This window comes from Hallella mizrahii (genome assembly GCF_009695775.1).
GTDB lineage: Bacteria > Bacteroidota > Bacteroidia > Bacteroidales > Bacteroidaceae > Prevotella > Prevotella mizrahii.
In genome coordinates, this window is sequence record NZ_VUNG01000009.1 from 41,429 (window position 1) to 62,035 (window position 20,607).

General features: G+C 52.5%; 15 protein-coding genes. 13 read left to right on the top strand and 2 right to left on the bottom strand.

Annotated elements, in window-relative coordinates; all coding sequences use genetic code 11:
• Positions 1-2 precede the first annotated feature (2 nt).
• From FYJ73_RS05465 to FYJ73_RS05515, 11 genes are all read left to right on the top strand, one after another.
• A complete protein-coding gene (locus FYJ73_RS05465; RefSeq protein WP_154533701.1) occupies positions 3-2,186 on the top strand; it encodes a penicillin-binding protein in 2,184 nt (727 codons plus the stop codon).
• 138 nt (positions 2,187-2,324) lie between these two features.
• The gene (locus FYJ73_RS05470; protein WP_154533702.1) at positions 2,325-3,818 is read left to right on the top strand and encodes a UDP-N-acetylmuramoyl-L-alanyl-D-glutamate--2,6-diaminopimelate ligase; all 1,494 of its coding nucleotides are present in this window, start codon (positions 2,325-2,327) and stop codon (positions 3,816-3,818) included.
• Between the two features lie 99 nt (positions 3,819-3,917).
• The gene (mraY, locus tag FYJ73_RS05475) at positions 3,918-5,186 is read left to right on the top strand and encodes a phospho-N-acetylmuramoyl-pentapeptide-transferase (RefSeq protein WP_154533703.1); all 1,269 of its coding nucleotides are present in this window, start codon (positions 3,918-3,920) and stop codon (positions 5,184-5,186) included.
• A gap of 235 nt (positions 5,187-5,421) precedes the next feature.
• The gene (murD, locus tag FYJ73_RS05480) at positions 5,422-6,753 is read left to right on the top strand and encodes a UDP-N-acetylmuramoyl-L-alanine--D-glutamate ligase (protein WP_154533704.1); all 1,332 of its coding nucleotides are present in this window, start codon (positions 5,422-5,424) and stop codon (positions 6,751-6,753) included.
• Between the two features lie 51 nt (positions 6,754-6,804).
• The gene (locus FYJ73_RS05485; protein WP_336509580.1) at positions 6,805-8,097 is read left to right on the top strand and encodes an FtsW/RodA/SpoVE family cell cycle protein; all 1,293 of its coding nucleotides are present in this window, start codon (positions 6,805-6,807) and stop codon (positions 8,095-8,097) included.
• Positions 8,098-8,198: 101 nt separating this feature from the next.
• Entirely contained in the window at positions 8,199-9,314 is a 1,116-nt protein-coding gene (gene murG, locus FYJ73_RS05490) for an undecaprenyldiphospho-muramoylpentapeptide beta-N-acetylglucosaminyltransferase (protein WP_154533705.1), read from the top strand.
• A 79-nt stretch (positions 9,315-9,393) separates the two neighbouring features.
• Positions 9,394-10,776 (top strand): UDP-N-acetylmuramate--L-alanine ligase, encoded by a 1,383-nt coding sequence (murC, locus tag FYJ73_RS05495; RefSeq protein ID WP_154533706.1) that lies wholly within the window; start codon positions 9,394-9,396, stop codon positions 10,774-10,776.
• Between the two features lie 55 nt (positions 10,777-10,831).
• Positions 10,832-11,644 (top strand): cell division protein FtsQ/DivIB, encoded by an 813-nt coding sequence (locus tag FYJ73_RS05500; protein ID WP_154533707.1) that lies wholly within the window; start codon positions 10,832-10,834, stop codon positions 11,642-11,644.
• Positions 11,645-11,660: 16 nt separating this feature from the next.
• Positions 11,661-13,103: a cell division protein FtsA gene (gene ftsA, locus FYJ73_RS05505; protein WP_154533708.1), complete on the top strand. Its 1,443-nt coding sequence runs from the start codon at positions 11,661-11,663 to the stop codon at positions 13,101-13,103.
• A 34-nt stretch (positions 13,104-13,137) separates the two neighbouring features.
• Complete coding sequence (ftsZ, locus tag FYJ73_RS05510; RefSeq protein WP_154533709.1) at positions 13,138-14,511, top strand: cell division protein FtsZ; 1,374 nt, start codon at positions 13,138-13,140, stop codon at positions 14,509-14,511.
• 53 nt (positions 14,512-14,564) lie between these two features.
• Positions 14,565-15,017, top strand: coding sequence for a GatB/YqeY domain-containing protein (locus tag FYJ73_RS05515; RefSeq protein WP_154533710.1), 453 nt, complete (start codon positions 14,565-14,567; stop codon positions 15,015-15,017).
• A 135-nt stretch (positions 15,018-15,152) separates the two neighbouring features.
• On the opposite strand, the gene recO is transcribed toward FYJ73_RS05515, so the two are convergent.
• On the bottom strand, positions 15,153-15,875 hold the full coding sequence (gene recO / locus FYJ73_RS05520; protein ID WP_154533711.1) for a DNA repair protein RecO: 723 nt from the start codon (positions 15,873-15,875) through the stop codon (positions 15,153-15,155).
• A gap of 206 nt (positions 15,876-16,081) precedes the next feature.
• Here recO and rpsT point away from each other — a divergent pair, with 206 nt between their 5' ends.
• Positions 16,082-16,336 (top strand): 30S ribosomal protein S20, encoded by a 255-nt coding sequence (gene rpsT / locus FYJ73_RS05525; protein WP_154533712.1) that lies wholly within the window; start codon positions 16,082-16,084, stop codon positions 16,334-16,336.
• A 106-nt stretch (positions 16,337-16,442) separates the two neighbouring features.
• Here the strand turns inward: rpsT and FYJ73_RS05530 are convergent, their stop codons facing one another.
• Entirely contained in the window at positions 16,443-17,141 is a 699-nt protein-coding gene (locus FYJ73_RS05530; RefSeq protein WP_154533713.1) for a hypothetical protein, read from the bottom strand.
• A 202-nt stretch (positions 17,142-17,343) separates the two neighbouring features.
• On the opposite strand from FYJ73_RS05530, the gene FYJ73_RS05535 reads away from it, so the two are divergent.
• Positions 17,344-19,899 (top strand): glycosyl hydrolase family 8, encoded by a 2,556-nt coding sequence (locus FYJ73_RS05535; protein ID WP_154533714.1) that lies wholly within the window; start codon positions 17,344-17,346, stop codon positions 19,897-19,899.
• Positions 19,900-20,607: the final 708 nt, after the last annotated feature.

Here is a 20,607-nt window from a genome sequence, read left to right on the forward strand (position 1 = left end):
ACATGAGCAAATTCAACAACCAGAAAATCATGCCACGCTACAGTGTCATCTGTATGCTGATGACCATCATCTCCCTCGGCGTGCTTATCAAGGCAGGATATATCATGACTGCCAAACGGGACTACTGGATGAAGGTGGCAGACCGCGTAAAACGGGACAACGTAGTCATCCAGCCCGTCAGAGGAAACATCCTCAGCTGCGATGGACAACTGCTGGCCTCGTCGCTGCCGGAGTTCAAGATCTTCATGGACTTTCAGCAGCTTCACGATGCGGGCAACGACTCCTTATGGGACGCGAAGGAAAAGCTGATCTGCAAAGGTCTGCACGAGATCTTCCCGGAACAAAGTCCGGCTGAGTTCAAGGCCAACCTCGACAAGGGACGAAAAAAGATGAGCCGCCATTGGCCAGTGTGGCCCTATCGCATCAACTACAACACTTACTCAGAGGTGCTGAAGTTGCCGGTATTCAACCTCACGAAGTTCCAAAGCGGTTTCCACTGCGAGGAACTCAACGCACGCGAGAATCCTTTCGGCACGCTCGCTGAGCGCACGGTAGGTGATATGTATGCACTGAAAGACGGCGGACGTATGCCACGCTGTGGCCTGGAGCTGTCGTTCGACAAACTGCTCCGTGGTACCAATGGCGTCGGACACCGACGCAAGGTGCTCAACAAGTATCTCGACATCATCGACAAAGAGCCTGTCAACGGTTGCGACATCATCACGACCATCGACGTAGGCATTCAGGACTTGGCCGAAAGAGCCGTCATCGAAGAACTCAAACAGCCGGAAGTCAACGGCGACGTGGGCGTGGCGATCGTCATGGAGGTAAAGACGGGCGACATCAAAGCCATCGTCAACATCGACAAATGCTACGGGCCCAACGGACAGATTATCTATAAGGAGATCAAGAACCACGCCGTCAGCGACCTCATGGAGCCGGGATCGGTCTTCAAGCCCGTCAGTGTCATGACAGCTTTGCAGGACGGCATGTGCGACACAAGCAAGATCGTGGACACAGGCAACGGCGTCTGGCCAATGTATGGACGGGAGATGAAAGACCACAACTGGCGGCGCGGTGGATATGGTGTCATGAACATGGCCACCACACTGCGCGTGAGCTCTAACATCGGCGTGAGCCGAATCATCGACGAGTACTACCACAATGATCCGGAAAAATTCGTGCGCGGTGTCTATCGCTCCGGCATTGCCTCGGATCTGCACATCCCTATTGTGGGTGCCAGTCCGGCTAAGATTCGTATGCCAAAGAAGAACAAACGCGGCGAGTGGCTCAACTGGAGCAACACTGCCCTGCCGTGGATGAGCATAGGATATGAGTCGCAGGTGCCGCCGATCTCCACGCTGGCATTTTACAACGCCATCGCCAACAATGGGTGTATGATGCAACCGCGATTTGTCAAGGCATCCATTCAAAACGGCGAAGTCACTGAATATCCGCCGCAAGTGGTCAAAGGACATACACAAATTGCGTCACCCGCTGTCATCAAAAAGATGCAGGTGATGCTGGAACATGTGGTCAGCGAGGGACTCGGGAAAAAAGCCGGATCGACATCTTTTAAGGTTGCCGGTAAGACCGGTACCGCTCAGATCTCAAAAGGATCAGTAGGCTACAAGAGCGGAATGACACACTACTTGCTGTCGTTTGCCGGTTATTTCCCCGCCGACAACCCGAAATACAGCTGTATCGTCTGCATACAGAAAGGTGGACTGCCTGCTTCGGGTGGCGGCATGAGCGGTGTGGTCTTCCATCATATCGCCGAGGGCATCATGGCACAGAGCGAGGGACGCGATGTCAGACAGGCACGCGACTCGGCTTCTGTCTTCGTCCCGCAGGTGAAAAACGGCAATATTCTCTCTGCCGACTTCGTGCTCTCGCAGTTGGGAATCAAGACCAAACGCAACTATATCGCCAACATCGCCAACACCAGCGCACTGTGGGGACAGGCCAGGAGCGGCACCCACTACGTGGATCTTGTCCATCAGGGTGTGCCAAGTACCAAACATGTACCCAACGTCATGGGCATGGGAGCACGCGACGCTGTCTATCTCATGGAGCAACGGGGCGTGAAATGCCGCATCATCGGGCGTGGAAAGGTCGTCAAGCAAAGCCTCCCGCCAGGAAAATATATCCACCGGGGCGAGACGTGTACGCTGACCTTGGAGTAGAAAAGAGCAAGGTACAACACAGTCTTCGGCACGTTTAACTCTGATTTGACCGGCTACTTATCTCTGATTTGACCGGAAAAATATATAGACAAGAACAAAACTGATAGAAATAAAATATAAAAAACAATATAGAAAGAAATGAAACTACAAGAGCTTCTCAAGGGCATCAAGCCCACCTCTGTCATTGGGGGCGTGGATGCCGACATCACCGGCGTGGACATAGACTCGCGCCAAGTCAAGGATGGTCATCTGTTCGTTGCCATGAAAGGCACTCAGGTAGACGGCCACCGTTTCATCCCAAAGGCCATTGAGCAAGGTGCCAGTGCCGTGCTCTGCGAAGACCTGCCGGAAGAGAAAGCCGAAGGCGTCACCTACATTCAGGTGCCTTCTACCGAAGATGCTGTCGGTCATGTGGCTACGCTCTTCTATGGAGACCCGTCGAAGAAGCTCAAACTTGTCGGCGTGACCGGTACTAACGGAAAGACAACGATCGCCACCTTATTATATAATATGTTCCGCAAGATGGGATATAAGTGCGGTCTGCTCTCTACTGTCGTCAACTATATCGACGGCGAAGCCATTCCCGCTGACCACACCACACCGGATCCCATCGAACTGAACATGCTCTTGGGCAAGATGGTAGAGGCAGGATGCGAGTATGCGTTCATGGAGTGCTCCAGCCACGCCATCGCTCAGAAACGTATCGGCGGACTGAAATTCACAGGCGGTATCTTCACCAACCTCACTCGCGACCACCTCGATTATCACAAGACCTTTGAGAACTACCGCAATGCTAAAAAGGCTTTCTTCGACGGACTGCCCAAGTCTGCTTTCGCCATTACCAATGCCGATGACAAAAACGGCATGATCATGGTGCAGAACACAAAGGCTACGGTGAAGACCTACTCCATCCGACAGATGGCTGACTTCCGCGCCCGCATCATCGAGATGCACTTCGCTGGAATGTATCTCGATATTGACGGACACGAGGTCGGCGTGCAGTTCATTGGTAAATTCAACGTCAGCAATCTGTTGGCTGTATATGCCGCCGCACGCATGCTGGGCAAAGATCCAGAGGAGATTCTCGTGATCTTGAGCACGCTACACAGCGTCAGCGGACGTTTGGAGCCCATTCAGTCGCCCAAAGGCTTCACGGCCATCGTCGACTATGCCCACACGCCTGATGCTTTGCAAAACGTATTGGCTGCCATCCACGAGGTGCTCAACGGCAAAGGACACGTCATCACCGTATGCGGCGCAGGCGGCAACCGTGACCACGGCAAACGCCCGCTCATGGCCCAGGAAGCCGTCAAACAAAGCGACAAAGTGATTATCACCAGCGACAATCCACGTTTCGAGGATCCACAAGCTATCATCGACGACATGCTCGCCGGACTGAATGCTCAGCAGATGCAAAAGGTCATCAGCATCGTAGACCGTAAGGAGGCTATCAAAACGGCATGCATGATGGCACAGAAAGGCGACGTGATCCTCGTGGCAGGTAAGGGACACGAGAACTACCAGGAGATTAAAGGTGTGAAACATCACTTCGACGACCATGAGGTCTTGCGTGAGATCTTCGGTATCAACACCCCGTCGCAAGACGCTGCCGCTGGTGCCTGTGATAAATAACAAGGTTCTGAGGCTGTCAATAAAGAGCTAAGTATCAATAACAAAAGCCAAGGCTAAGAAACAACATAGGCTAAGGCTATCCATAACAAAAGCTAAGACATGCTATATTATCTCTTTCGTTTCCTGGAGCAGTACGGAATTTCCGGGGCACGCATCTGGGGTTACATCTCCTTCCGTGCGTTGCTGGCTCTGATTCTCTCGCTGATCATCTCGGCATGGTTTGGTGAGAAGTTCATCAAATACCTGAAGAGTAAGCAGATCACCGAGACGCAGCGTGATGCCAAGATCGATCCCTTTGGCGTAAACAAAATAGGAGTACCCTCCATGGGTGGCGTGATCATCATCGTCAGCATACTGATTCCAGCACTGCTGTTAGGCCGTCTGCGCAACATCTATCTGATCTTGATGCTTATCACCACTGTGTGGCTGGGCTTCCTCGGTGGCATGGACGACTACATCAAGATCTTCCATCGCAACAAGGAAGGACTGAAAGGCAAGTACAAGATTGTCGGACAGATAGGTATCGGACTGATCGTCGGACTCGTACTTTGGGCTTCACCCGATGTGAAGTCCAATGAAAACATCGTGCTTCAGCGCCAAGGACAGGAAGTGGTCGTCAAGCACCGTACCGAAGCACGCAAGACGCTGAAAACAACAATACCGTTTGTCAAAGGCCACAACCTCGACTACTCATCTGTGATGTCCTTCTGTGGCAAGTATAAAACAGCCGCTGGTTGGATTCTCTTCGTCGTTATGACAATCTTGGTCGTCACCGCTGTGAGCAACGGTGCCAACCTTAATGACGGTATGGACGGCATGTGCGCCGGCAACTCAGCCATCATAGGCGTGGCGTTAGGCATCTTGGCTTATGTAAGCTCGCATATCCAATTTGCCGCATACCTTAATATTATGTATATCCCAGGCTCGCAAGAGCTGGTGGTCTTCATGTGTGCTTTTGTCGGAGCTCTCATCGGTTTCCTTTGGTACAACGCCTACCCTGCCCAGGTATTCATGGGCGACACGGGCTCACTGACCATTGGTGGCATCATCGGCGTGTGCGCTGTCATCATCCACAAAGAACTGTTGCTGCCGATTCTCTGCGGCATCTTCTTCGTGGAAAGCCTCAGCGTCATCTGTCAGGTATGGTACTACAAACTCGGAAAACGACATGGTGTGAAGCAGCGTATCTTCAAACGTACACCTATCCACGACAACTTCCGTGTGACAGACGAGCAACTCGATCCCGACTGCAAATACTTGATCAAGAGTCCCCACTCACCCAAGCATGAGTCAAAGATCACCATCCGCTTCTGGATTATCACCATCATCTTAGCGGCTCTGACTATCATCACACTCAAGATAAGATAAGAAAGACTGCTCAAAGAAGGCAACACGAAGCTACTATATAAGCAACGCGAAACTAATATATAAGCGACTCTAAGCTATTATATAAGTGACTCTAAGCTACTATATATATAATAAGGTGTTGCCAGAAAGAGAGCAGTGCGACTGCCAAGAAGCAAAAAAACAGCTGCCAGCCATAGGCGGTTGTGCTATAAACAAAAAGATAAAAACCTCGAAAGAGTAAAAACGTAGTTCAGTAATGAAAAGAATCGTTATATTAGGAGCCGGCGAGAGCGGTGCAGGTGCTGCCGTGCTGGCAAAGAAAGAAGGTTTCGACGTTTTCGTATCTGACACTTCTTCCATCAAGGACAAGTACAAGAAACTGCTTGACGACCATCAGATAGAATGGGAAGAAGGCCATCACACTGAGGAGAAAATCCTGAATGCCGACGAAGTCATCAAAAGTCCGGGTATCCCGAAAGAGGCTCCTATGGTGCAGAAACTGATGGCTCAACACACACATATCATCAGTGAGATAGAGTTTGCCGGACGGTACACTGACGCCAAGATGATCTGTATCACGGGCAGCAATGGCAAGACGACAACCACCTCACTTATCTATCATATCTTCAAGAGTGCCGGATACGATGCGGGGCTGGCCGGAAATATCGGCAAGAGCCTTGCCTTGCAGGTAGCAGAGGAACCGCATGAGTACTATATCATCGAGCTGAGTTCTTTCCAGCTCGACAATATGTACGACTTCCGTGCCAACATCGCCATTCTGCTCAACATCACGCCCGATCACCTCGACCGCTACGACTTCAAGTTCCAAAACTATGTCGATGCCAAGATGCGCATCATCCAGAACCAGACAGCAGATGACCACTTCATTTACTGGAACGACGATCCTGTCATCAAGCAACAACTCGACAAATACGACATCAAAGCCGTGCAGTGTCCGTTCTCAGAGCTGAAGGAGAAGGGAAGCATCGCCTATATCGAGGAAGGACAATACAAACTTGAGTACCCCACTCCATTTAATATGGAGCAGGAAGAACTCTCTCTGACCGGCAAACACAACATCTATAACTCTCTCGCCGCCGGTTTGGCTTCCAACATCAGCGGCATCAGAAAAGATATCATCCGCAAGAGTCTGAGTGACTTCCCAGGTGTGGAGCACCGTCTGGAAAAGGTCTGCGACGTAGCTGGCGTGCACTATGTCAACGACTCAAAGGCCACCAATGTCGATGCTTGCTGGTATGCCTTGGAGAGCATGCGCACGCCTGTCATCCTCATCCTTGGCGGTAAGGACAAAGGCAACGACTACAACGCCATCAAAGAATTGGTTCAGAAAAAGTGCGTAGGACTTGTCTATCTCGGTGCCGACAACACCAAGCTCCACAACTTCTTCGACAAGTTGGGCATTCCTGTGCGCGATACGCACAACATGAAGGACTGTGTAAAGGCATGTTACGACATGGCCCGTCCCGGCGACACCGTTTTGCTTTCGCCCTGTTGCGCCAGTTTCGACCTCTTCCACAATATGGAGGACCGCGGCGAACAGTTCAAGCAACAAGTCAGAAGCCTGTAAAGCATATAGAGCCGACGGAGCGTTCCCTCGGCTCTTCAACAATGACAACAAGTGGACAACAAAAAAATTGGAAACATATTCAAGGGTGACAAAGTCATCTGGATGGTGTTTTTCTTCCTTTGTCTCATCAGCATCGTAGAGGTTTTCTCAGCCTCTTCCGAGCTGACCTACAAAGGAGGAAGCTATGTCGCGCCTATCATCAAACATATAGGCCTGCTTGGGCTCGGTGTGTTCTTAGCCCTCGTCACCCTTAACATCAAGTGCAAGTACTTCAAGATCGCCACGCCGTTCCTGCTGCTTCTTTCACTTGCGACGCTCATTTGGGTAGACTTTGCCGGTCACTCCACCAACGATGCCCAGCGATGGCTCTCAATCTTCGGTTTGCAGTTCCAACCCTCAGAGATAGCCAAGGGCACGCTGGTGCTCGCAACGGCTCAGGTGTTGAGTGCCATGCAGACCGAGCGTGGCGCTGATCGCCATGCCATGCCCTACATCTTGGTGGTTTGTGCCTTTATCATTCCATTCATCATGGTGGAGAATCTCTCCACCGCAGCCCTATTGTGTTCCGTCATCTTCTTCATGATGATCATTGGCCGTGTACCTGCCCCACAACTTGGTAAGCTCATCGGAAGTGTTGTACTAGCTATCGTTTTAGTATTTTCAATGGTCATGATCTTTGGACACGACAACGAAGACACCTCCCCAGAAGGGCAACTCACGGAACAAGTAGATGGTAAAAAGCCGGTAAAAACCAAAAACGGAGGCATGCTTCACCGATTTGACACATGGAAATCGCGTATCGACAAGTTCAGCGACCATGAAGAAATACCGCCAGAGAAAGTCGATCTCGACAAAGACGCTCAGACTGCCCACGCCAATATCGCCATAGCATCCAGCAACATCATCGGTAAGGGACCGGGCAACTCTGTAGAGCGCGACTTCCTTTCTCAGGCCTTCTCTGACTTCATCTATGCCATCATCATCGAAGAGTTGGGCATCGAGGGCGCGGCATTTGTGGCAATGCTCTATATCATCCTGCTCTTCCGAACGGGTCGTATTGCCAGCCGATGCGAGAACAACTTCCCGGCATTCCTTGCCATGGGACTCGCCCTGCTACTGGTCACGCAGGCACTGTTCAACATGTGCGTAGCCGTGGGACTGGTTCCTGTGACAGGACAGCCACTGCCGCTCATCAGCAAGGGCGGTACGTCCACGATCATCAACTGCATCTATATAGGTGCCATCCTTAGCGTCAGCCGTTCAGCAAAAAAAACGTCTGAGCCTCAGCCGATGAAGGTCGCAACCGACAACGCGGCAGCAGATGATAAGGAAACAAATGTATAATAAATAGTCATTTGGTATAGAAGAAACAAAATAAAGTAGAACAAAAATGATCAAAAGACATTTTTTTTGATTACTTTTGCGGAAAATAAGAAATAGGCGACATGGAGAAAGAATTAAGAGTCATCATCAGCGGCGGAGGCACAGGAGGCCATATCTTCCCTGCAGTCTCTATCGCCAATGCCATCAAAGCCAAATATCCCAGTGCCAAAATCCAATTCGTGGGTGCTCTGGGACGCATGGAGATGCAACGGGTTCCCGCGGCAGGCTACGACATCAAAGGCTTGCCCATCTGCGGTTTCGACCGTAAGCATCTTCTGAAAAACATCGCAGTGCTCTTCAAGATTTGGAAGAGCGAGCGGATGGCAAAGAAAATTGTCAAAGACTTCAAGCCGATGGTGGCTGTCGGAGTGGGTGGTTACGCCAGCGGACCGACGCTGAACGTATGCGCCAGCATGGGTATCCCATGTCTCATTCAGGAGCAGAACAGCTATGCCGGCGTCACTAACAAGCTGCTGGCAAAGAAGGCCAGCAAGATCTGCGTGGCTTACGAAGGCATGGAGCGCTTCTTCCCCGCCGACAAAATCATCATGACCGGAAACCCTGTCCGACAGAATGTCGTGGACGCAACCATTTCCAAAGAGGACGCAAGAGTCAAGTTTGGACTTGATCCCAACAAAAAGACGATACTGCTCGTGGGCGGCAGCTTAGGAGCGCGAACGATCAATGAGAGCATGCGACAGCATCTCGACAAGGTGAAAAGCGCCGATGTGCAGTTCATCTGGCAGACCGGCAAGTACTACAATGCCGAGATGACCCAAGCCGTAAAGGACTTTGGCGACATTCCCAACCTGAAAGTACTCGACTTCATCAGCGACATGGGAGCCGCCTATCAGGCTGCCGACCTGGTCATCAGCCGTGCCGGTGCCAGCTCTATCAGTGAGTTCTGCCTTATCGGCAAGGCTGTCATACTCGTTCCCAGCCCCAACGTAGCCGAAGATCATCAGACCAAGAATGCCATGGCACTCGTTGATAAAGACGCTGCCATCTATGTCAAGGACGCTGATGCTCCCGACATGTTGCTCGACAAAGCCTTGGAAATCGTGCACGACGACGCCAAGCTGGCCTCACTGACAGAAAATATCAAGAAACTCGGACTGAAAGACTCCGCCGACGTCATTGCCAACGAAGTCGTCAAACTCGCCTGGGGAAAACAATAAAAAGCCTCGGAAGAGACAGTGTCCCATCCAAAAGAGAACTGCCATCCTTCCAAGATATGCAAATAACTCTTTAAACATCATGGAACTCAAAGATATAAAAGCCGTATATTTCATTGGTGCCGGTGGCATCGGTATGAGTGCGCTGGCCCGCTACTTCATCCATAAAGGTCTCGTTGTGGCCGGTTATGACAAGACACCTTCTACGTTGACACAACAGCTCGAAAAGGAAGGCATGGTCATCCACTACAGAGAGAACGTAGATGAGATTCCCCACGCTTGCCGCGACAACAAGTCATGTTTGGTCGTCTATACCCCTGCCATTCCCGCCGAGCATCAGGAATTGCAATACTTCCGCAACAATGGATTCGAAGTGCAGAAACGCGCTCAAGTGCTCGGCATGCTGACACGTTCTCACAAAGGACTCTGTGTTGCAGGCACACACGGCAAGACGACAACGTCGACCATGTGCGCCCACATCATGCATCAGAGCCACGTCGACTGCAACGCCTTTCTGGGTGGCATCTCGAAGAACTACGGTACCAACTATATCCTCTCCAAGACCAGTGACTATGTCGTCATCGAGGCCGATGAGTTCGACCGTTCTTTCCACTGGCTGCGTCCATGGATGAGTGTCATCACCGCCACAGATCCCGACCACCTCGACATCTACGGTACCAAGGAAGCATATCTTGAGAGTTTCCGTCACTATACCGAGCTCATTCAGCCCGGCGGCGCACTCATCATCCACAAAAACCTGGAGATGAAACCCAACGTGCAGGAAGGCGTAAAGACCTATACCTATAGTCGCGACGAGGGAGACTTCCATGCAGAGAATGTCAAAATAGAGAACGGCACCATCACTTTCGACTTCATCTCACCCGTGGAGAACGTCTCGAATGTGAAGCTCGGGCAGCCTGTACCTATTAATATAGAGAATGGTGTAGCTGCCATGGCACTGGCCCAACTCAATGGTTGCACGGCCGAGGAGCTGCGCTACGGCATGAGCACATACCACGGCGTGGAGCGTCGTTTCGACTTTAAGATCAACAACGACCAGCACGTGCTGCTTTCCGACTATGCCCATCATCCCAAAGAGATCCTGCAAAGTGCCAAGAGCCTACGCGAGCTCTACCAGGGCCGCAAGCTGACCGCCATCTTCCAGCCGCATCTCTACACCCGCACCCGCGATTTCTACAAGGACTTCGCTGATGCGCTGAGCCATTTCGACGAGGTCATCCTCACCGAGATCTATCCTGCCCGCGAGGCGCCGATTCCCGGTGTCACGTCGCAATTGATCTACGACAACCTCAAGCCCGGTGTGGAGAAAAGCATGATCCAGAAAGCCGATGTCCTCAATCTGGTCAAGAGCCGCGACTTCGATGTGCTGATCATCTTAGGTGCCGGCGATCTCGACAACATGGTTCCTCAGATCACACGTATTCTGGAAGAGAAAAAGAAATAAGGCATCCGGTGCGGAAATCTCCGCCCGAGTGTCATCCTATACAGTTATCTGAACCATGCGGATGAACCGAGGAAAAATCATTGTGGGCACTATCGACTTCATGCTGGCGGCCTATCTTGTCATTGCCTTCTTCGTTTTTGACAAGCCCGACCAGGAGAAACAGATTTGCACGCAGGTGAATATCAACATTGCCGACGAGGCCACTAACGGCTTCATCACCGCGAAGGAGATCAAGAGCCGCATGAAAGACAGCGGGCTCTACCCTTTGAGCAAACCTCTGTATACCGTCGATACGCGCACCATCGAGGACATGCTGATGAGAAGTCCTTTTGTGCAGTCGGCACAATGCTATAAGACACAGGACGGCCATGTATGCATTACGCTCACACAACGTATGCCCACACTGCGCATCAAGTCTGTCAACGGCGACGATTATTATTTGGACGACAACAACAGCATCATGCCCAACTCGCACTACACGAGCGACCTGATCATCGCCACAGGCTATATCAGCAAGTGGTTTGCCCGCAACTATGTGGCATATGTGGGTGAGGCTCTGATGGCCAACGACTTTTGGAAAAACCAGATCGAGCAAATCAATATACTGCCTGACAAAGGCATTGAGCTCGTGCCGCGCGTGGGAGACCAGATCATCTACATCGGTCAGTTGCCCGAAACCAACAGACCCGACAAGCGCAAGCAACTGGTGACTGAATATATCAACCGCAAAATGGACCGGTTGGAGAAATTCTACAAATACGGGCTCTCGCAAGCCGGATGGAACAAATATTCCTACATCAACGTGGAGTTTGACAACCAAATCATTTGCAAAAAGAGACAATACGAAAAAACGGAAGAACTGAATTGATAATTACTATTTACGTATGGCAGATTTTATAGTAGCAATAGAGCTGGGATCCTCAAAAATCACCGGCATTGCGGGGAAGAAGAACCTCGACGGCAGCATTAAGGTCCTGGCTGTCGTAAAGGAAGACGCTACTTCATGCATTCGCAAAGGCGTGGTCAACAATATCGACAAGACAGTGCAAGCCTTGGGCAATGTGATCAAGAAACTCGAGAACATTCTCAAGACCAAGATAGCACGTGTCTATGTCGGTGTCAACGGACAGTCGATACGCAGTGAGAAAAACATCATTGTCAAACAACTGCCCGCAGACACCAAGGTAACGGTCGATATGGTCAACGGCCTGATGGATGCCAACCGCAGCATGCAATATCCCGACCAGGAGATCCTCGACGCTGTCACACAAGAATACAAGGTCGACAATCAGCTTCAAGTCGACCCGACAGGCTTTATCTGCTCCAGACTGGAAGGCAACTTCCTCAACATCCTCTGGCGCAAGTCCTTCTATCGCAATCTCAACCGCTGTTTTGAGAATGCCGGCATCGCCATCGCCGAGATGTATCTTTCGCCCCTTGCACTCGCCGATGCCGTGCTCACCGATGCTGAGCGCCGCGGTGGCTGTGTCCTCGTGGACTTAGGAGCCGAGACAACCACCATTTCAGTCTACTACCGCGACATTCTCCGACACTTGGCCGTCATTCCCCTTGGCAGCAACAACATCACCAAAGACCTCACATCCCTGCAGATGGAGGACAAGACAGCTGAAGAGATGAAACTCAAATATGCCTCTGCCTACACCGACTCCAACGAGATCGACATGGAAAAGACCTATCCTATCGACCACGACCGCAGCATCGACATGCCGAAGTTTGTGGAGATTGTCGAGGCTCGCCTGCAAGAGATCATTGAGAACGCATGGCATCAGGTGCCCGACGAATTTATGGGCAAACTCCTTGGCGGCATCGTCCTCACCGGTGGCGGATCCAATATGAAAAACATCGACAAGGCCTTCAAGATCCTCACCCACACTGATAAGGTGAGAATAGCAGGCTCTGTCACGACTACCATCATATCCAAGAGCCCGACCATCACTGCCAAGGACGGCACCATGTGCACTGTTCTCGGACTGCTGGCCAAAGGCAACATGAACTGCGCCGGAAGCGAGATCAGTGACACACTCTTCCAAAACGAGCAGCCTGCCAACGAACCGCCTGTGCAGCCTGTCACCCATACTACGACAGAAAACGGTAAGGGCATCATCAAGACCGAGGCTGAGAAAGCTGCCGAGGAGGCCGCCAAACGCAAACAGGAAGAAGAAGAGGAACGGCGCAGACAGCAGGAAGCCGAAGAGGAAGAGGAACAACGGCGCAAAAAACGCGAGAACTCCTGGTTCCACAAAGCAGTCAACGGACTGAAGACCTTTGGCCGCAAGATGATAGAGGAAGAGGAAGACGAGAAATAAAACAAGAAAAAGATCACTTTAAAGACGAAGCACTATGACTGATAACAACAATAATACGGAAGGTCAGAAGCCCTCCGCACTCACGGAAAGCGCCAAGCCTTCCATTCTTGATTTCGGTCAGCCCGACAAAGAGCAGAGCATCATCAAGGTCATCGGTGTCGGTGGTGGCGGTGGCAACGCCGTGAACCACATGTACCGCGAAGGCATCCATGATGTGTCGTTTGTGCTCTGCAACACCGACGCGCAGGCCTTGAACGACTCCCCCGTCCCCGAACACCTGCAGTTGGGTGCCGAAGGTCTTGGAGCCGGAAACCGTCCAGAGCGTGCCCGTCAGGCCGCTATGGAGAGCATCGACCAGATCAGAGCTATGCTCAACGACGGCACGAAGATGGCATTCATCACCGCCGGTATGGGTGGTGGAACAGGCACCGGTGCTGCTCCTGTCATCGCGCAGGTGAGCAAAGAGATGGGCATTCTCACCGTGGGCATCGTCACCATTCCCTTCCGCTTCGAAGGTCCCAAGAAGATCGATCAGGCTCTCGACGGTGTCGAAGAGATGGCCAAGCACGTCGACGCCCTGCTCGTGATCAACAACGAGCGCCTGCGCGAGATCTATCCCGAACTGACAGTTCTCGACGCCTTCGGCAAGGCCGACGACACGCTGAGCGTTGCCGCTAAGAGCATCGCCGAGATTATCACCATTCACGGACTCATCAACCTCGACTTCAACGACGTGAAGACTGTTCTCAAGGACGGTGGCGTCGCCATCATGAGTACCGGCTACGGCGAGGGCGACGGACGAGTGAAGAAGGCTATCGACGACGCGCTCAACTCACCGTTGCTCAACGATAACGATGTCTTCAACTCCAAGAAGATCCTGCTCTCCATCGCTTTCTCCAACGAGAAAAACGACAACCAGGGTCTGATGATGGAGGAGATGAACGATGTCAACGACTTCATGGCAAAGTTCGGCGACGACTTCGAGATCAAATGGGGACTGGCCACAGACCCCGAGCTCGGCAAGAAGGTCAAGGTCACCATCCTCGCTACCGGTTTCGGTGTGGAGGACGTGGAGCCCAAGGACCGCCGCGAGCGCCGCACACAAGAGGAAGCCAACCGCATCGCACAGGAAGAGGAAATCGCAGCCGAAAAGGCCGACCGCCGCAACCGCTACTATGGCAAGGACGGCAAGAACCCGATGATGAAGCACCGTCCTCACGTCTACATCTTCACACCCGACACGCTCGACAACGAGGATGTCATTCTCGCTGTGGAGAACACGCCTACCTACAAGCGTACACGACAGATGCTCGAAGACATCCGCAACACTGGTTCCGGCCATAAGGACGACAAGCCCAATACCGACGAACAGGCCGATACCGTGCCCGGCATCATCAGCTTTGCATAACACAGCGGCGGCCTATGCCGCCAACGACAAGGATTTTAAAACAACAAAGAGATATGGCAAATCTATTTGATCAGGTCAGCAGTGACATCCGCACAGCCATGAAGGCGCGCGACAAGGTGCGTCTGGAAGCACTGCGCAACATTAAGAAATACTTCATCGAGGCCAAGACAGCCCCCGGTGCCAACGACACCTTGGAGGACGCCACCGCTTTGAAGATTCTGCAAAAGCTCGCCAAGCAGGGCGAGGAAAGTGCCGACACCTATGCAAAAGCCAAGCGTCAGGATCTTGCCGACGCTGAGCTGGCGCAGGTCGCCGTCATCAAGGAATACCTTCCCAAGCCCCTTTCCGAGGAGGAAATCACTGCGCAGGTCAAGGCCATCATCGCCCAAACAGGTGCACAAGGCATGAAGGACATGGGCAAGGTGATGGGACAAGCCACCAAGCAGATGGCCGGAAAGGCCGACGGAAAGGTCATCTCCACCATCGTCCGCCAACTCTTAGCATAAGCTCCCGGTCTTCTGACCGCCTGACATAGCAGGCTTTAAACATAGAAGTCTCCCATGTGACACATGCCACATGGGAGACTTCTTTTTTTCACTGTCTGACACGACACAGACAAAGTTCTTGGAGAGCGACTTTCGTCAGAAGAGTTCCCTGAGCACCGGCAGCGATTTCATCTCCGGAAAGCCAGGGATATGCAGCCGATAGAAGGTCAGTATCGTGTCGACACACTCGTTGCGTTCATCACTGCTCATGCGGAAAAACCTCATGTTGTCGTAGTTCATCCTCATCAGCGTGCCTATCTTCGCCGCTTCCTCAGGTCTGAGGAAGTCCGGATGCAAGGGACGCACGGGGGTGAACGCACCGTTGCGCAAATCAAACCAGTCGCCTTCTGCCATCTCCTCCAAGTTGGGAAAGAAGCCGATAAACCGCGACAGACGCAACATAAACACGAGATGGAAGTTGGCAAAACGCCCCTCCACATTATCCAGCCACATCACGCTGCTCTCCACATAGTCATACAGCGGCTCATTGCATTGCTCGTCGCGCAGCGCGTATGACAGGAATTCGGCAACGAAGAGCCCTATGGCCAGTTTCTCTGCCTGGAAAGGAATCGAGAAGAACGGCTGCGCCAGACGTATGTCGCGGAAGTGTTGCAGACTGCGTGTAGGTCTGTCGTCATAGACAACCTCCAAGATAGTCAGCGGTTGGAACAGCTGTTGCTTGATCTTTCCCCGTCCGTTTTTCGAGACATGACAGATAAACGACGCCCTTCCCTTCTCTCTTGAAAAGACGTCGACAATGATCTGAGAATCACCATATCTCACAGATCTGAGCACGATAGCGCGCGTTTTTGTTTCCATACAACCGCAAAAATACGAAAAATCAAGCGTTTAGAAAAAATTAATGAGAGAAAATTTGGTGACTCGAAGAAAAAGCCGTAACTTTGCACCCACGAAAATAAGACGGTCCCTTCGTCTATCGGTTAGGACGAGAGATTTTCATTCTCTAAAGAGCAGTTCGACTCTGCTAGGGACTACTAACAGAAATAAAAAGTAGAAATTTAAAGATGGCAAATCACAAATCATCAGTAAAGAGAATTCGCCAGACCAAGGTGAAGACTTTGCATAACAAGTACTATGCAAAGACGATGCGTAACGCTGTTCGCAAGCTGCGCGCTACCACTGACAAGGACGAGGCTGCTAAGCAGTTCCCCGTGGTACAGAAGATGCTGGACAAGTTGGCTAAGACCAACATCATCCACGCTAACAAAGCTGCCAACTTGAAGTCTGGTTTGGCACAACATATCAACAAGCTCGGCTAATCCCCGCTACTGATATTGTTGATGTAAGATATTCAGCCGCTCCGAAAGAGCGGCTTTTTTTGTATCCCTACGTCACCGATTTACCTCCTTTCACCCGTCTTTTCACTTATTCGTCGTCTTCTTCACCATCGTAATAGCCGCCCGTGCGCTTTCCTTGCAGATAGGGCTCTGCCACCTGATAGCGGATGCGGTAGGCCGCGCCCGTGTAGCCTCGTGCAGGACCAATGACCACCACCCAGCCATCGATGTATCCGGCATCACCGACCACAAGTTCGTCGGGACCCGACACGCCCACAGGCAGATCGCCACGATACTGCCACATCAGTTGCTTGATCTTTCTTTCCGGGCACTTGAAAATCTCCCGGATACTCAGACGATGCCCGTCTTCCTTGCTGAACGACGCACAGTCCTCGTCCCGCCACGTCGCCGTGTCGCGGTCCACAACCTGCGACTGATAGGTCACGATCTCCTCGTCCTCATAGCTGCGAACGATTTCCACACACCGCGACATCCCACTGTCTTCCTTGAGAAAGGTATCGTAGCTTTGCTGCATCACGTTTTCGAAGTTCGCCTCATCCAGTTCTTGCGGTTCGTCCACGTCGAGGATGTCGCATATCCAAGCCTTCACGCTGTCCAGCGCATGGGCCTCGCCGTCGACGGGAAAGTCCACCTTCACCGCATACGACTGTCCGCCACTACGACGCACAAAGCTATAGCCCGTTGTAGTGAAGAAGTTCTCTGCCGCTGCCAAGGGCAATGCTGGCAGACACAAAACCATGAAGAGAAACAATCTGCGTAATTTCATTGCCTGCAAAATTACAAAAAAAATCTGTCACATCTCTTTGTTCCCGCACACAATCTCGCTTTTTTCGTCAAACAGGAACTATGTTCAATCCTACTCTTTTCGACATTCGTAACAAGTGACAAACATTTTGTTACCCCATCCAAACAGCCTTTCCCCTATTTTTCGTATCTTTGCCTCACCTATAACTAAACAATACCACGACATGACTACCTTTCTGAAAAGACATACCCGGGTACTTTGGTGCGCATTGACAGCCGCGCTATTGCTACCGTCATTGCCCTCCACGGCCCAGAACCCGGTGATCCGTGACCAATACTCCGCAGATCCTACCGCCCGCGTCTTCGGCGACCGCGTCTATCTCTATCCCTCCCACGACATCATCAGCCCCGTGGCACCTGAGCGGCGGTGGTTCGCCATGGCTGACTACCACGTCTTTTCCTCCAATGATCTCGCCGACTGGACCGACCACGGTGTCATCCTCGACCAGAAGCAAGTGCCTTGGGCCAACCACGAAGGCTACGCCATGTGGGCTCCCGACTGCGTGGAGCATCAGGGACGCTACTACCTGCTCTTCCCTTCCGGGCTGGCTTCGGAGCGCGGCTTCGGCATCGGCATCGCCACTGCCCCCAGCCCCATCGGTCCCTTCACGCCTGCCGCCAAACCCTTGGACGGCGTGAGAGGCATCGACCCGTGTATGCTTCAGACCAGCCGGGGAGAGAGCTATCTCTTCTGGGCCGGCAACGGCGGCATCACCGTAGCGCGCATGAACGACGACTATCAGTCGCTGGCAGAGACACCGAAGACCATCGCGGGACTGCCCGACGGCTTCAAGGAGGGACCCTTCGCCTTTGAGCGCAACGGACTGTTCTACCTTACCTTCCCCTGGGTGCGACAGAAAAACGGCACCGAGACGCTGGCCTACGCCATGAGCGAAAGCCCGGAAGGACCCTATACCTTCAAAGGACTGATCATGGACGAATGGCCCGACAAGTGCTGGACCAACCACCACTCCATCGTGCAGTACCGCGGACAATGGTATCTCTTCTATCACCACAACGACTATTCGCCGACGTTTGACAAGTGCCGGTCCGTGCGCGTCGACTCGCTGAGCTTCCGCCCCGACGGCACAATCGTGAAAGTACATCCTACGCTGCGCGGTGTCGGCATCACCGATGCCCGCCGCCACATCGAGGTCGACCGCTACAGCAGCATCTCGCCCACGGGCGCGCAAGCCGTTCTCTTGGACAGTCTGCAACCCTTCCGCGGCTGGGTGCTGCACCTTACCCGCCAAGGCTGGGCACGATACAATCGCGTAGCCTTCCGTCCCAACCTCTGCCGCCTGACGCTCCGCGCCCGTGCGCAAAGCCTTTCCTCCGTTGCCGTCACCATTGGCAACCAGCGTGTCGCCCGCCTCAGCATAGCCCCCTGCGACACCTTCGCCGAGCAGACGGTCACCATCGCACCTGTCGCTGCCGGCATCCACGACATCGGATTGCAACTCGAAAAGGGCAGCAACGCCGACATAGACTGGCTTTCTTTCGAAGGCGCACCCATACCACCGTATACCCAAGGCGGCATGCAGACCGGCCGCTACCGCAACTATTTCGCCGAGATGGGCTATTCCTCTGAGGACATCGACCGCCGTGTCAACGATGTATTCCAAGAGGTGTTCTTCGGCCCCAACCGTGTCTACTTCGAGGTGGGCGACTCTTTGGGCTATATCTCCGACTTGAAGAACCACGACGTGCGCACCGAGGGCATGTCCTACGGCATGATGATCGCCGTAGAGATGAACCGCAAGGACATCTTCGACCGACTGCTGCGTTGGGCTCAGCGCTACATGCTCATGCGCCAGGAGCCTTTGGCGGGCTACTACGCCTGGAGTTGCAAGACCGACGGCACGCACAACGCTGAGGGGCCGGCCAGCGACGGCGAACTGTATATGATCACTTCGCTCATCTTCGCCTCCAACCGCTGGGGCAACCATTCGGGTATCAACTACCTCGCAGAAGCCCAGCGGTTGTTGCGTCTCGCCAGGGAGGGCAACGGCCAGGACAGTGCCAACGCGCTCATCAACCCGCAGCACCGTCTCATCACCTTCACGCCGAGTGGCTTCGGTGCCCGCTTCACCGACCCCAGCTACCACCTTCCTGCCTTCTACGAGGTGTGGGCACGATGGGCTGACGACGGTCACGCCGATGACTACAAGGCTTATGCTGCAGCGTCACGCCGCTATCTCCACCGCTGCATCGACCCGCTCACGGCACTCTGCCCCGACCTCACGGACTACAACGGCAAGCCGCTCACGCCACCGGGCAACATAGCCATGAAGGGAAACCGGGATTTCCGCTATGACTCCTGGCGCATGCCGATGAACATCGCGCTGGACTATAGCTGGGCCTGCGCCGACACGGCATGGCAACGCCGCTACGCCAACACCGTACAGGACTTCTTCTTCAACAAGGGCATCGACGCCTACATCGACCAGTACCGCACCGACGGCATGCCGGCAGAAAAGCCTTACGAGGGCGGCGGCAAACCCGGACTGCGCCACTCCGTAGGTCTCGTCGCTACCCTTGCCGCCGCTTCGTTAGTCGCCGACCACGCCAAGGCCCGTGACTTTGCCGACCGTCTGTGGCACTCTGCCAACGTGCCCTTTGCCGACGGATACTTCGATGCCTACTACGACGGCCTGCTCCGCCTCTTCGCCTTTCTGCATCTCAGCGGCAAATACCGCGTCATCGCACCAGGGCAATAATCCTTTCACGTAGAGACAGAGAGACACTGAGCAACTGCACGAGCAAGCATGTTAACAATGAAATGTTATTGACAAAAACACCTCTCCCACAACTTTCAATCCAGAGAAAACAAAAACAGAGAAATAAGCAAAAAGCAGTGTGGAAAACACAAAAACGTGAGTTGAAGTGATCAAAGCGGTGAGTTGACAGCCTCATCTCGGTTGTTTTATAGGGTCAAACAACTGAGATGACAAGGTCAAACAACCGAGATGACCCGATGAAAAAGGTACTTTGACGAGAAATTCTCTAGAGAATTTTGCGTCAAAGTACCTTTTTGTGTTTATCAAAATTGTCACATTTTAATAACTGCTTATGTTTCAACACTTTACAAAAAGTCGCTGAGAATCGCGAAAATCGGGCCGAGGAGGGTGCCGGTTCAGAAAATCGCCTGTATTTGGGCGGAAAATTGTCAGTTTATTCAACAGATTTTATGAGTATCATCATCATGAGGACATAACCGCTAAATCCTAAACGCCGACTTTCAGGTTACAGATAAACAACGGCTGAATAATCGCCGATTGATTGAGCCCCCCAACCAATAAAACCCGCTTTGTGGCACTATGGCTTTGTGTGAGAGGCAAAAGCCTCCTTTTGCAGCTATTTTTCACAGCATAAGTTTTCGCTATGTCACGCTTTTTTAGTACCTTTGCAGATAAATACGAACTAAA